Genomic DNA, 14,439 nt, shown 5'->3' on the forward strand with positions numbered 1-14,439 from the left:
AATGAAACATCTCTTGTTACTCGGTCTTCTCGTATCGGTTGGTGGCTGTTCGCTGTCTGCCGAGCCTCCTGCCTTGGCCGAGCAGCGCTCAGATTTAATGGATGATGATAACGACGGTGTTATCAACGCACGCGATTTGTGCGATGAAACAGAAGCCAGTGCTGTTATCGATAATGATGGGTGCCCAACGTACCTTTTAATTGAAAGTGATAATTCTCTCAGGATTCAGTTTGCAAACGACTCGTCAATTGTGGCACCCGCTTACAGTGAAGAACTGGACAAAATGGCGGAATTCCTTAAGCTCTATCCTGAAACCTCTCTTGAACTTCAAGGACATACAAGTTCTCCAGGCTCCAACGACTACAACAAAAACTTGTCTGTTCAACGTGCAAAAGCAGTCAAAGCGCAATTGGAACAAAGAGGCATTGATGCCGATCGTCTCACTCTCGTTGGATTGGGTGAAGACGACTTAATACTGACCGATAAAACCGAAACACCACAACTGGTGAATCGTCGTGTTGTTGGTCGTGTAAAAGGATTTAAAGGAGATATTGAAGAAGCATGGACCATCTTTACCCGACGGGAACAATAGTTATTGAGGTCGCCTAATGCAAAAAAGGGCAACACTGTTTCTACTGTTCTTGTTGCCGTCGATCGTTACGTTTGCACTCACTGGCACTGATGCACAGTGGGTGAATAAAGTATCAGCATTTTACGGAGAAAGAGCTGGGAAGCGCGTTACCGCTTGGAGAAATGTGGTTGCGGAATCTAGCAACCTCTCCGAGCGGGAAAAACTCGCTGCTGTAAACGCTTTTTTTAACCAGCTTTATTTCGTTAACGATATCGACCTATGGGGCAAGAAGGATTACTGGGCCACGCCACTCGAGTTTTTGGGCAGCGCGGCGGGCGATTGTGAAGACTTCAGCATTGCAAAGTACTTCACATTGCGTGAACTAGGCATCGACGATAAGAAATTGCGATTGGTTTATGTCAAAGCCATCAAACTGAATCAATTTCACATGGTTGTTGCCTACTACCCAACCGCATCTTCGGAGCCGGTGCTTCTCGACAATATCGACCCTGAAATCAAACTGGCATCAAAACGACGTGACCTCCTGCCTGTCTACAGCTTCAACGGTAGCAGGCTTTGGCTTATGAAAGAACGCGGTAAAGGTGAACTGGCTGGGAAGTCTTCACGCTTAGGATTGTGGAATGATCTTAGAGCGCGAATGGGCACAGTGAAGCTTAAACGACCGATCAAAAACTATGATGGGTAAATCTCTATGACTCTGTACCGGCAACTGTTTACATGGATGTTGGCAATTTTCTTTCTGTTGATCATCGCGGTCACAGGGATTGAATTGAACACGACACGTAACTTCCTGCTGACTCAGCAAACTGCTGAGGTAAACAATACGATCAACTCGATGGGTCTTGCATTAGCCCCCTATCTCGAATCAGACGATAAGGTTGCGACGGAATCCGTCATCAATGCCCTTTTCGACGGCGGCTTCTACCAAGAAGTGCGCCTAAAAATGCTGTCTGATGGCAGTGAAATCATCCGCCAATATCCGGTGACGGTGGACGGTGTTCCCGATTGGTATATTGGTCTCGACCTCTTCCCTGTGATCACTGAAGAACGTACATTCACCAGCGGTTGGTTACAACTTGCAGAAGTGGTGGTGGTGTCTCACCCAGGCTTTGCTTACAAGGAAATGTGGAGCGCCACGATTCAACTCGGTGTGTGGATTGGTATTTTGTTTGCCATCGCCATGTTCATCATTGGTTTGCAACTCAGCCGCTCTTTACGCCCCCTTGCGTTGATCACCACGCGAGCCAAAGACATTGCGCGTAATAAGTTCGGTGAACCTATTCCTTTGCCTCCAACGTCTGAACTAAAAACCGTTGTTAAAGCCATCAACCAAATGAGCAAGCAGCTTGAAGATTACTTTGAGCAGCAAGCCAAAGAAGCAGATCGCCTCCGTGAACATGCCTACCGTGACGCCGTGTCAGGCTTAGGTAATCGCAGCTTCTTCGTCGGCCAATTGAAATCTTGGTTAGCGGAATCTGCAGTCGGTGGTTTGGTCATGGCGAAAGTGGACTTGATCACTGACACCTACAAGAACCAGGGTTTTGAACAAGGTGATAGCCTGGTCAGCCAGTTCGCGAAAAAACTGAATACCACGATCACCGATGCAGATTACACGGCATCGCGTATTTCTAAAGATGAGTTTGTCATCCTCGCACCTAATGCGACAAACGAAGACATGCGCATAATTGGTGAAAGCTTGTTAGCCATCGTGACTGACATGCAGCAAGACCCTATGGGCATCAGCCCACCAAAAGTCGCGATTGGTTTAGTCGTGAACGGCGCAGGTAACCGCGATGCAAGTGTGGTGCTCGCACAAGCCGACAACGCGTTAACCCAAGCGCGCAACTCGCCCAATCATCCTATCTCGATGCTGGATCAAGCGGCCAATGATTCTTCGATGGGCAGACAGCAATGGAAATCGCTTATTTTGGATGCCATTGCACACGATTGGTTTGTGTTTAAGCTCCAGTCTGCGTCTAACAGCGACAAGTCCGTTATCCACCAAGAGGTGTTCTCTGCCATCGAACGCGGTGACGAATACTTTGGCGCAGCGCACTTCCTCGGCGCGGTTGAGCAACTGGAACTGGGCGAATCGTTTGACCGTTATGTGGTGTCCCACATGATTGGCAAGCTTTCTGATGACCCAGAGATGGGTCCGATTGCTATCAACTTGACCCAAAACAGTGTGACGGATGCGTCTTTCATTCGCTGGCTAACGACAGTCATGCAGAAGAACCGCGCACTTGCAGGACGCTTGTTCTTTGAAATCCCAGAAAGCGTGTTTGTTCGTTACCCAGATCATGTGGGTCTTCTGACGGAGCAAGCGCACCGATTTAACTTCGGTTTCGGGGTGGATAACTACGGACGAAACTTCCAGTCGCTGGATTACTTGAACAAATTCAAGCCTTCATACGTGAAGATCGACTTCGCATATACCAGTAACTTAGACGACGAAGCACAAACCCATGTGCTAGCCTCAATATGCCGTACGGCACACAACTTGAATATCACCACAATCGCCACGCGTGTCGAAACCGAAGCACAGCTCAATAAACTGTCAGAACTCTTTGTTAACGGTTTCCAAGGGTTCATCTTCGAGAAAAAAGTAGAGCATCATGGTTAAAGATCCACTATTGCAATCTCTGGTCTACGTAAGCCGTTACTTCGGTCAAGCAAACTCGCCGGATGCTTTGGTATCTGGATTGCCGATTTCTGACGGCTACCTCTCCCCTTTCCTCTTCCCTCGCGCAGCGGAAAGGGCGGGTATTGTCGCCAAAGAAGCAAAAATGGATATCAGTGAACTCTCTTTGCTTCTTTGCCCTTGCATCATGTTACTCAAAGGCAATGAAGCTTGTGTCCTGCTTAGCATTAGCCATGAAACAGGCGAAGCTGAAGTCGTTACACCGCACACTGACACAACCACGAATGTGGTAAAAATTGAAGACCTGAAAGAGGATTACCTCGGACGGGTTTTCTTATTGAAAAAGCAATTCCGTTACGACGAACGCTCACCGGAGATGCTAAAAGAACGCAGTGGTCACTGGTTCTGGAGTACCTTGTGGGAATCACGTTCTATTTACCGTGATGTATTGCTCGCCTCAATCTTCATCAATGCTTTTGCCATCGCAACGCCGCTGTTTTCACGGATTGTGTATGACAAGGTTGTTCCTAACCTCGCCTTCGATTCTCTTTGGGTACTCGCGAGTGGTATTTTTGTCATCTTCATCTTTGACTTAATACTCAAGCTGCTCCGAAGTTACTTCATCGACATCTCCGGCAAAAAATCTGACTTGTTGATTTCCTCGCGCATCTTCCAAAAAGTCATGGGGATCCGTATGGAAGCGAGACCCCCTTCGGTGGGGGCTTTCGCGAGGCACATGCAAGAGTTCGAATCGATACGGGATTTCTTTACGTCAGCATCGGTCTCGGCGTTAATCGACCTCCCGTTTGCGTTCTTCTTCCTGTTCATCATTTGGATTGTGGCAGGTCCGCTGGTCATCGTGCCCATCGTGGCGGTTGTTTGCTTGATGATTCACGCCATGATCATTCAAAAGCCGCTGCGACACACCATCGAAGAAGGCTCTCGTTTGTCATCGCAAAAGAACGCCAACTTGATCGAAAGTTTGGCCGGCCTTGAAACCATCAAGTTGTTTGGTGCAGAAAGCCAGTTCCAATACCGCTGGGAAGAAGCCGTTGCTCACATGTCTAACTGGGGCATCAAAACGCGCCGTTTAACGGATTCGGTTCAAAACGCTGCGGGCTTCATTCAACAGTTTGTGTCTGTCGCCATGATTGTGTTTGGTGTGTATTTGATTGCAAATGGCGACCTCACCATGGGTGGCTTGATAGCTGCATCTATGCTGAGTTCACGCGCTGTTGGCCCAATGGTTCAACTTTCATTGCTGTCGACACGCTACAACCAAGCCAAATCGGCTATGGCCATCATCGACCAGTTGATGAACATGCCATCTGAGCAAGAAGATGGGCGTCGTTACATTCACCGTCCTATCATGCGCGGCAAGATTGAATTCGACCGTGTGAACTTTAGCTATCCCAATACTGACGTCGCGGCGCTGCGTGATATTTCATTCACCATCCTTCCAGGTGAAAAGGTTGCCATCATCGGCCGTATCGGTTCAGGTAAAACAACATTAAGCCGTCTCTTAATGGGTCTGTATCGCCCCACAGCAGGTTCTGTGCGTATAGATGAAACAGACATCTCCCAGATCCACAACATCGACATACGACGCAATATAGGCTGTGTACCGCAGGACCCGACGTTATTCTTTGGCTCAATCAGAGATAACATCACGCTAGGACGTCCGCTTGCTGATGACCGCGACATTTTGGATGCGGCAAACCGTTCAGGTGTCACCACATTTACACAGCGCGACCCTTCAGGGTTGGAGCGTCAAGTGGGTGAAGGGGGCAATCAGCTGTCTGGTGGTCAACGACAAGCCATTGCGATAGCGCGAGCCATGTTAGGTCGCCCACCCGTGCTGTTGATGGATGAACCCACCAGTGCGATGGATAACCGTTCCGAGCAATACATTAAGCAGCAACTTGCTTCAATGCGTCGCGATGAGACCCTTATCTTGAACACACACAAAACGGGCATGCTCGATATCGTAGACCGCATCATTGTGGTTGAACAAGGCAGCATTGTGGCTGATGGTCCTAAGCTTGCGGTGCTTCAAGCGCTGAAAGAAGGCAAGGTGCAAAAAGCCGGTTAGCCGCTAGCCAAAACCATTACAATGATCGCCAGATCGAAAAAAGCACCCTGAGGGTGCTTTTTTATTTGTTTCAAGGGTATAACGAAGAACGCGCATACCTTCATATTTACACTGTAAAGGCCAAGGTTAAGATGAAGGCCGCGGCATAAAATGGAAACAAGAAAGAGAAGGTTACAAAGGCTCTGGGTACACTTCCTTGCCATTCGTCACAAGACGACAGGCACCAAGTTCATTCGTAACGGGTAACGTCGATTCACCAATCTGGCAATACACGCCCGGGAAACAATGCTTCAACACATCAATCGTATGGCTACGATACAAAGAGTTCAATTCAGATGACGAGGAGTCCATCTTGGCTTTGATCTCTGCAATGCGTTCAAAGTGATGGGTTTTGGTCCACGCAAGGCGCTCAATCAACGCCTCAGGGCGTTTATTCGCAGGTTGCTGGAGCAACTTCATCTCAGCGTCTTTCACCTTCATCAGTTGCTCATGCTCGCTCTCCAACTCTTTACCCAGCTGGATCGTTTCTGTCATCATGGCTTCTAGGCCAGTAAAGGCATGAACACGCGTCACCACACCGGAGGTCGCCCCCAAGGTCACCACTTTCACGCCACAGCGTGCAACGTGATTGCCCCCTGTTAACGTTCCTGTGCGCTGGGTTTGATCACAGATGTAGAGGTTACTGTTAGTGCGCGTTGTACAGTGCATCGCATGTTGGCTGATGATGATGTCACCCTCAGCTTCAATGTGTGCATACTGCGCAAATTTCACAATCACCGAGCCCTTTGCCCGCATTCGCGTTGTGATTTCTTGGTCGCCCTGAAGCTGCTTACCCAAAATACCGTTATGAATGATGATGTCGCCACCGGCTTCAAGAAACGCGGTTTCTACCACACCACCCACAGTGATCGAACCCGTTGCGCTCACACGCATGCCCGCATTCACATCACCGTTAATGACCACGCTACCTTCGAAGTCGACATGGCCCGTCGCCACCGTCACTGACTTCATGCACAACGCGTTATCCACTTCCACACCTTCGGGGTGCAAAATAGGCATGCCGGACGTTGTCGCAATAACAATGTTTTCATCGTTACTGCTGAAATCACTTCCAGGGAAAAGACGCAATGGAATATCTTTACCAGGCGTTGTAGGTAGTACTTTCCCGTCTACACGGAAACCTTCAATGCCTTTTGTTGGCGGAATACGTTTCGCGAGAGGTTGACCTTCTGAAACCGTGACCATCTTACCGAGATCACGCATATCTACCGTGCCATCTTCGCGCTCTTGCGGGCGCAAGATACGCGCTTTACTGTCTTGAACGAGGTAAGCCAACTTCGAATCTTCGCCCGGAATGGGCCACTTACCCGCAGCGATTGGCGCTTCAAGATATTCACCCGGTTTGAGTCGCGCGGAGGCGGTGAGAAGTTTTTGAAGCGTTTGCTTTTTCACACCACGAACAATTTGAGCTTCCTTCAACGAGGCAAGCAAATCACTTCCTTTAATAGGGTTACCACCACACGCACCATTTACACGAAGAAAGGCTGTCATTTTCTGCTCGTCAAAACGTGCGCTTACCGTCGCATCGCGTCTTTCGGCAATCACAACATCGTCAGGCTCACCTTTCCATTCGTCATTGGACGCATTGATTTTTTCCAGCACTTTAGCAATGGTATCTTCAAAACGAAAAAAGCTCGCGACCTTGTGGTCGATCAACCATTCTACGATGTGCTTCTTCTCAATCTGGGGTGTATTTTCGTCTGCCTTCGGAATGACGGTCATATAAACCCTGCGACCATCACTAGACAGCCGCAAAAGCTGTTGCAGCATGTAATCCCCTAAAATAGATCATTAAAAATACGAACCAATATCACACTTACATTCTACATAGATAAATGCTGTCTCATGCCTAATAGTCGGCTCAAGTTGGATACAGATCGCATTAAATTACTGACTAAAATCTCAATAAAGACACTACGTCATATAAATGAATTATAGAGAGTTTTACTTAATATGCCGCACTCGCCCGCGGATTAATTGAACTTCGTTTAGAGAAAAGTAACGCAGTAAAATACTGCGCTATTAAAATCAGTGTCTTAAAGAAGAGAAAGGTTATACAGACAAGCGTTGATGATTCTCTTCAGACAGCCATTCATCAAGACTAAAGCCATATCGATACTGACCGTCAGCTTCTTCGTTACGATAGATGAGCGTGCCTTGTACTGGCGTCAAATTCACAACATGTAACATGCAAAGCGAATCCAGCGCTAACTCGTCATGACAAAGAAGTCCAATGCCACTTCTGCTGACATCACGAATGATGACCTTATGGCCAAAATCATCATCTTCATGATCAACCTCCAAATACGGATGAACATGTAAACGTGCGAGTATTCCGCCGTTGCCTAACTCAACCCTTTCTTGAAAACGTTTACAGTTTTCTTCCCCACCAGATTCGCCGATCAGGGCATCACAAAGCTTTTCGAATTCTTCCGCCATACTGCCTCCCAACCACTACTGCCAAGACAGCCCACTAAGCAGCAAAATTTAAGTATATGCGTATATTATTTCAAATATTGTATTGAATGTTAGATGCTTACGTTCGAGTAATACACGGGCACAGCATTCAGATTTGACAGGCTAGGCCTCCCCGATTTCAGTACCGATTGCCTACTTTACAGTGTAAATCGATTATTCAGCGAGAAGCGCTGACACCTTACGTTTTCGAATGGCTTGACGCTTTTCAAGATACTCTTCAAAAATCGATGCCTGACTTGTGACGACTTGCGACTCGCTGAGTCCCACCTTTTTGATGATGTTCGCCACATCATCGAGTCGACCAATGTCATTAGCAAAGTGCGCATCAGAACCTGTTGAAATGAATGCGCCGCAATCGCGGGCAATTTCGGCGATTTCTAAACAGTTAGGTTCGCTTCCCTTTCGGGAACCATTCAGTGAGGAGTTATTGAGCTCAAGCGCAACGCCATGTGCAGCCGCCGTTTTGATAACTGCTTCCGTGTCGATAGGAAAAGAAGGATTGCCGGGGTGGGCAATCGCATCCACCAACCCAGTTTTTATCGCCCCTATCATCGCAGAGGTATGCGCAGCCTTCGTGGATGGGCGGAAGACAGGCTCATGCAAGCTGGCATTCACCCACTCTAAATTGCCGTAAACATAGGTCGGCATATCCAGCTCGCCGTGTTCGTTGAGTATGTTTGCTTCCGTTCCTCTGATGATGCGTACATCGCTCAAAAAATCGGGGATCACGCGTTGATTCACAAAGTGCCAAAAGTGAGGAGCGCCGGGCATTGTCGATGCATGGTCAGTCAAACATAAATAAGCCAGCCCGGCCTCTTTCGCCGCCTTGGCATTTTCTATGACAGTGCTGTACGCGTGGCCACTTGCTAACGTATGAGTGTGCGTGTCCGCAACGAGTTTCATTTTTCATCCCTATCTGTTTAAAGGTGCTGTGCGACCCACTGTCGCATCGCCAATTCCGTGTCTTTTCGCCCTTGATACCCAAACTCATTAGCAACCGCATCCCAAGCTTGTCGATGCAATACACGCGCAACCATCAAGGTACAACCTTTCTCTTCGAGCTTAGCCGTGTTGTTTTGACGAGATAACCAAGAGACCATCCATGCAGACAAACTGCCCGTAACCAGATCATAGCCAAGCGCACCCGATGCAAACAGGGCAACTTGCGTAGTCTGAGCGTCTGACAAAGTGGCAGGCTTCGCGACGAGATTCAGCAGCAACGCAGAAAGACGCGGATCAAGCTGGCGGAATTGCTCTGACAATTGAGCATAGAAGTTAGAGGCAAACAGTGCCTGAATATCATCAAACCAGGCGGGTGGCGCAGACAGCGCCTTAATCAATTGCAGCGAATGCGTTCCACTTGCTGCATCTCGCTGAATACCCAAACGTGCAGGTAGGTAACCTTGCGATGACCAAAACTGCCAAAGAGAAGGTGTCACACCAAAGCTGGTTCCCATGACGTCAATGCCGTCTTTAGATGCTTGGGTCTGTGTCGCATTCAGCAACAAGGTGCCGATGCCGCGTCGTTGAAGCGACGGCAATACCGCTATACGTGATACTCGCACTAACTCTGATGTCAGCGCATCCACGGTGCCGGTATGAGACGCCAGACTTTGCGCCAACAAATGTCCCCGAAGTCTACGCTTACCCCCAACGACATCTGCCGCCAATGCGTCGTCAAAGCCGCCTTCTTTCTGAGCGAGCAACGCGCCGACCACAGTGTCATTGGCAAACGCCCCAAACACCGTCAGTGATTCGTCATCAAGCAACTGCAGCAAATCATTCGGCGATGTTTGATAGTGCGCAGTCACCAATATACTGAACAACTGCCTGAGCATCGCTTCGTCTTGAAGTAACGCATCACGGTTGATACGTCGCACCGAAATATCGCCAATGTCATCGGGGTAAACGGGCTCCGCGTCAAACAAGAACGCATCAAACAGCCAGCGTTCTAACGGATCGTCTTGCGCCCATCTGACAGGCTGAGTCAGGGTGACTTCCTTCCACCCTTTGGCTTTTTCATTGAGCAGGTTTCTAAAGCGAAGGCTGAACGCCCTGCCCGTTCCTTCGTACCCGTGTTCCGTGGTAGAAAAACCGATGCGGCTGTAGCTTGCCAACATTTGGTTGAGCATGGGAACAGGTATTGCAGCGGCTTCATCAACCAAGAGCAAATCGCATGTTGGTGTATCTTGAAGCAAGGCGTCAGGTGCAACAAACTTTAATTGGCTGCCATTGCTGTACGTCACCAAGTATTTGTTGGCCCTCGTGCAATCACCGCCCAGTAGCGCATGTTGAAACAGGGTTTCTGCATTCGCGATCGACGGTGCTGTCACCAACACCGTCTTTACCTCAGACGACAACATCTGTTTTGCTGCGATGCCCATGGCTGAAGACTTGCCGCGACCACGGTCAGCGACGATAAGCACAGGGCGACGACGATGACCTTTGAGAACTTGCTTGATGGCATCCACGGCCAATTGCTGATCGTGTGTCATGCCCTCTGACGTAAACAACGAGGTGTATTCAGGACCGTGCCCAGAGAACGACAGGGATTGAGGAAGCGTCATGCTTTCGGTTTGGCTTACGTGCTGACTTTTTTGTTGAATAAGCGTCGCTGCATCAGCATGGTGATAGAAGGTTCGAAAACGTTGGTAGAAGCGGCTTTCACTTATCCCCTCTTCACCATCCACCAAAAAATACACCAACTCGCCGCCACGAACGCATCCAGCCACGGCACACAACTTTTCGACATCGAGGGCTTGGCGAATATCAAGCGCGAGAGAGTGCGTTTCCTGCCCCAATAAACGCTTCACCTGATTCCAAGGCGTTGCGTCAGGCAATACATCACTCACAATCAATGACGGGGATGCTAACGCCAAAAAGTTGGAAAGATAAGCCTCATCGCCAGCAACAAAAACAGGATATCGAACCACACGTTTTGTTGCGGCTTCTTGAAGCGATTGAAGAAATTCGTTTGGAGTCACGGTCATGGCCAAGGTTGTCATCTACCTTTTCATCATACCGTATCCAAGAGACAAGCAAAAAAAAACGTGCCGTCAGGCACGTTTAGTTTGGTTCGCTGTTTTGTACTCAGCCAAGTCGAGATTCAATAAAATCCAGAATGGCTTGCGCATCATCATCACTCATCTTTTTAAGGTTGATCGACAATGCATCACCTTTACGGCGGTAGCTAACACGCCCCTTAATCAGATCCGTTGCCGGCGACTCTTTCTTCACTGAAGGCTTCAGTGATTCACGCCAATCTTCAATAATGATCGTCACTTCACGGGTTATACGACTCACACCATGGGCATCAACCGTTTGCCAAAGTGGCGCTTCGCCGAGCTTCGTCAGAAGCTGAGATTGCTCGTCATGACTCAGCGAAAAGAACAAGCGGTGAAGTTTCACGATTGTCGGACGGCCAAGCTCAGCAACACTTGGATAAGCTTGAAGTACAGGCAATGGCAAAGAAGCCGCTTTAAGCGCACCACTTACCAGCGCTTCACTGCACTGACACACCTTCGCCAGCTCTTTTTGATCGAGCACATCGCCGCGATCAAGCATGGCTTGCATCTCTTTACCGCGCTCAAACAGAGAAAGCGGTTTATGCGCGTTGGCGACATCAGACAAGAATTTTGCGTGCTTGCTGTTAATGCCCTTGGCGACGTAAACCAGGAAGTCTTGTTTCGCCAAAATACACGACATGCGACGACGGCTACCGTCGAGCACTTCAATCTTGTTATCGTCTAACCAACGACCAACCGCAGGATATTGCTGACCACGGTCTTTCAAGGTCACCAAAATATCGGATAACGCGAGTTCGTTTAGAAACGATTGTTCACGGGCATTTTCTGCAAACACAGACGTACGAGAAACCACGTCCCCTGCTGCCACGCGCACGAGTTCAAATTCAACCGTCGCTTCGCCAGCAACAGAAAGCTCAATCACCGCCGCTTTTTCTGAGGCTGCTTTTTGCGCTTCTTGCGCGGTGGTTGCACGTCGTTTATCTGCTTTACCGAACAGACGCGCGTTCAATTCTGAAGTTTTAATCGCCATTTATCACTCCTGATTTCGCTGCGACCAATGGCTGTGAAGCACGCGTTCTAGCTCCAGCCCTGCACGGTGAACCGCTTCTTGTGCGGTAGATAAGGTTTTTTTGCCGCCTTCAAAGTCTTGCGCGGTCAAATCAAACACAGTGCTGTAGGTATCAGCACAGGTTTCAAATGCACGGCTACGAGGAATGGTGGCCATCATGACTTGGTCACTCAGCAGATAATTCATCTCCGTCAGCACCGACACTTGCTTCTTATTGTCGTCCTCAAACATGGTTGGCATCAAGCGAACAAACTCGAGACCAGGCCAATCTTCAGGGAACATTTCGTAAACCGTTGGCAAATGCTGGAAGAAATTCACGGTAGATGCCCAGTCCAAGCGCTTTGCCGCACACGGAATGATCAAAGCATTCGACGCGTACATGGCGTTCCACACCAATGGATCGATGTGTGGGCCAGTATCAATCATGATGATGTCAAACTCGTCAGCAATCGTGTCGATCACTTTCTCTTTCAGCAACTGAACCACATCCAACGAGCCGTTTGTCGCCAGATTTTGCCATGCTTCAGCGTTAAACATTGCGTCTTCTGGGAAGGCTGCAATGGTTTTCAAATTCGGGTATTGGGTTGGCAAGAGAACATTTTTCATCATGAACTCTTTATCAGCGTCTTGTGGCGTGTTTTCCAACATCACGTCCACCGCAGAGTAAATGCCCTCTTGCTCGTTAACGCTGATCATAGGGTTGAGGAAAAGACGCAAAGAGCCCTGTGGATCAAGGTCAATCAAGCAAATGCGGTAGCGCTTTTCGAGGTTCAATGCCATGCAAGCAGCCATATGAACCGCACTCATGGATTTACCCGTACCACCTTTTTGGTTCTGAATATTGATAACCCAAGGCTTATGCCCTGCACCTTTACCTTGATGAAAAGCAGGCATTTTTGCCGCTTCCATAATCTGGTGAGCTTCATCTAAGGTAATCGAGTAATGGTTTGCATTGTTCTTAGTAAACTGATGACCCGCTTCTTCCATGCGGCTGATCGCTTCATCAAGCTTACGTCGGGTTAACCCAGAACGTGTTTCCATCAACGCTTTAGACATAGGTGGGAACAATTGATCGTGACGCTCTTCCATCACAATCTCAATGCGGTCAGCTTGAACCTGCTTGGTTTGCTCTGCAATAGATTGCAGATTTTGTATCGTCTTTTCCCTATTCATTTTTCTTTTCGCCATAAAAGAGAATTAAATTAATTGTACAGCACTTTACAGAACGCACAATAAAAAGCTGAACGTGCTGCATAAAAAGTAAGACGGCGCTCACTTTATGACAAAGCCTTGAAAAAATTCGACAAAATTATGTGACTTTGTCATGGCGTAAAATGGCAGATTTAAAGTGTTACAGCGTCACCTTTTTACAATGTAAACCGATATTGAAGCTAAAAATTACGCACTTTCCCCGGAACAGTGATAAGAACGCGCTAAATTACGGACGTTGTCGATTCAACTAGCGATCATGCTGAAAATCACCAGTACAAAATAAATAACGTGAAAAGCTTACAGTGAAAAGGGGAGGGTAAAGCGAGTTTATCCCTTTACTTGATCATCTTTCCGAAACGATGATCAAGAGAGCGGTACTTTCTAAGATTTACATTGCGAATCACTCCTCGCCTATCCTTGATCATCTTTCCAAGCCAAAACCGGATTAATGGATGAATGATCAAGGTGTTAATGCGCACAAAATTTCAACACTTCATAGAATTCGACGATCCTATTAGCCCGAATAAATGATCAAGGGAAATAACGGTGAAATGGAGAGGATAAATCGCGCCGGAACGATATTGAGTCCCGACGAAATTACGGTACATGCCTTTTCAATACTGGATCTATGGGCTTAACTCAATGAAAAGAGGGTAAAGATGAAGCTCGAACTCATGTTCATATGACAATATTGAAATGCAGAGACACACACTTGATCATTGTTTCGGGCATCGGACACATATTGTGTGCCGTCTAAAATACGTTGGTTGTCGTTTCAACTTGTGTAAATGGACTGGCTTCGGCCACCAGCCTATATGTACCTTGCTGGAATAATGCGCTTTAAAGGCGGAAACATGGTCAAAAAGACGTTCTCTTGATCATTTATCCAAGGCCAAATACCGGATAAAAGCACATAAGAGGGCAGGGGAGGGCGAAGTTATTATTTTGGCTTGTGGATAACATGTGCAGTTGCCATGATCATGCTTTTGGCGGTTCGATGATCACGTTTTCGATATTCTGATGATCATCGTTTCAGGCTTCTAATGATCATGCTTTCATGCGTTTAATGATCATCTTTCCATGTTTAACATGATCATGCTTTCGAAAGCGCTCTATTTTTAATTAACATTTATCAATCACTTATAGCATCGCGAACGGCCAGATCATAAGATCATATAATCAGTAAGATCATACTTAATCAAAAAGATCAGTTAAAAGGGAACAATAAAAAAGATCTTTCTTTCTTATTTTTTTTCTATTAATCTTCTC

The 14,439-nt window shown here is 47.7% G+C and carries 10 protein-coding genes; 4 read left to right on the forward strand and 6 right to left on the reverse strand.

The window, feature by feature from the left end; all coding sequences use genetic code 11:
* Position 1 precedes the first annotated feature (1 nt).
* The 4 genes from EQP46_RS12040 to EQP46_RS12055 are packed head-to-tail and all read left to right on the forward strand — an operon-like array spanning position 2 to position 5,325.
* Positions 2–592, forward strand: coding sequence for an OmpA family protein (locus EQP46_RS12040; protein WP_129493891.1), 591 nt, complete (start codon positions 2–4; stop codon positions 590–592).
* 16 nt (positions 593–608) lie between these two features.
* Positions 609–1,277 carry a transglutaminase-like cysteine peptidase gene (locus tag EQP46_RS12045; RefSeq protein WP_129493892.1) on the forward strand — a complete coding sequence of 223 codons (669 nt, stop codon included), beginning with the start codon at positions 609–611 and terminating at the stop codon, positions 1,275–1,277.
* Positions 1,278–1,283: 6 nt separating this feature from the next.
* Positions 1,284–3,215: a bifunctional diguanylate cyclase/phosphodiesterase gene (locus tag EQP46_RS12050; RefSeq protein WP_129493893.1), complete on the forward strand. Its 1,932-nt coding sequence runs from the start codon at positions 1,284–1,286 to the stop codon at positions 3,213–3,215.
* A complete protein-coding gene (locus EQP46_RS12055; protein WP_129493894.1) occupies positions 3,208–5,325 on the forward strand; it encodes a type I secretion system permease/ATPase in 2,118 nt (705 codons plus the stop codon). The genes EQP46_RS12050 and EQP46_RS12055 overlap by 8 nt, the downstream gene beginning before the upstream one ends.
* Positions 5,326–5,496: 171 nt before the next feature.
* Here the strand turns inward: EQP46_RS12055 and EQP46_RS12060 are convergent, their stop codons facing one another.
* The 6 genes from EQP46_RS12060 to EQP46_RS12085 form a co-directional block, all read right to left on the reverse strand.
* A complete protein-coding gene (locus tag EQP46_RS12060) occupies positions 5,497–7,155 on the reverse strand; it encodes a DUF342 domain-containing protein (RefSeq protein ID WP_129493895.1) in 1,659 nt (552 codons plus the stop codon).
* Between the two features lie 282 nt (positions 7,156–7,437).
* Positions 7,438–7,824, reverse strand: a complete 387-nt coding sequence (locus EQP46_RS12065) for a PilZ domain-containing protein (RefSeq protein WP_129493896.1) — start codon at positions 7,822–7,824, stop codon at positions 7,438–7,440.
* A gap of 192 nt (positions 7,825–8,016) precedes the next feature.
* Positions 8,017–8,766, reverse strand: a complete 750-nt coding sequence (locus EQP46_RS12070) for a phosphatase (RefSeq protein WP_129493897.1) — start codon at positions 8,764–8,766, stop codon at positions 8,017–8,019.
* Positions 8,767–8,783: 17 nt separating this feature from the next.
* Positions 8,784–10,868 carry a tRNA(Met) cytidine acetyltransferase TmcA gene (locus EQP46_RS12075; protein ID WP_129493898.1) on the reverse strand — a complete coding sequence of 695 codons (2,085 nt, stop codon included), beginning with the start codon at positions 10,866–10,868 and terminating at the stop codon, positions 8,784–8,786.
* 85 nt (positions 10,869–10,953) lie between these two features.
* Positions 10,954–11,919, reverse strand: a complete 966-nt coding sequence (locus tag EQP46_RS12080; protein WP_129493899.1) for a ParB/RepB/Spo0J family partition protein — start codon at positions 11,917–11,919, stop codon at positions 10,954–10,956.
* Positions 11,920–11,922: 3 nt separating this feature from the next.
* Positions 11,923–13,131: an AAA family ATPase gene (locus tag EQP46_RS12085; protein ID WP_129493900.1), complete on the reverse strand. Its 1,209-nt coding sequence runs from the start codon at positions 13,129–13,131 to the stop codon at positions 11,923–11,925.
* Positions 13,132–14,439: the final 1,308 nt, after the last annotated feature.

The sequence above is a fragment of the Enterovibrio baiacu genome, from assembly GCF_004120195.1.
GTDB classification, from domain to species: Bacteria; Pseudomonadota; Gammaproteobacteria; order Enterobacterales; family Vibrionaceae; genus Enterovibrio; species Enterovibrio baiacui.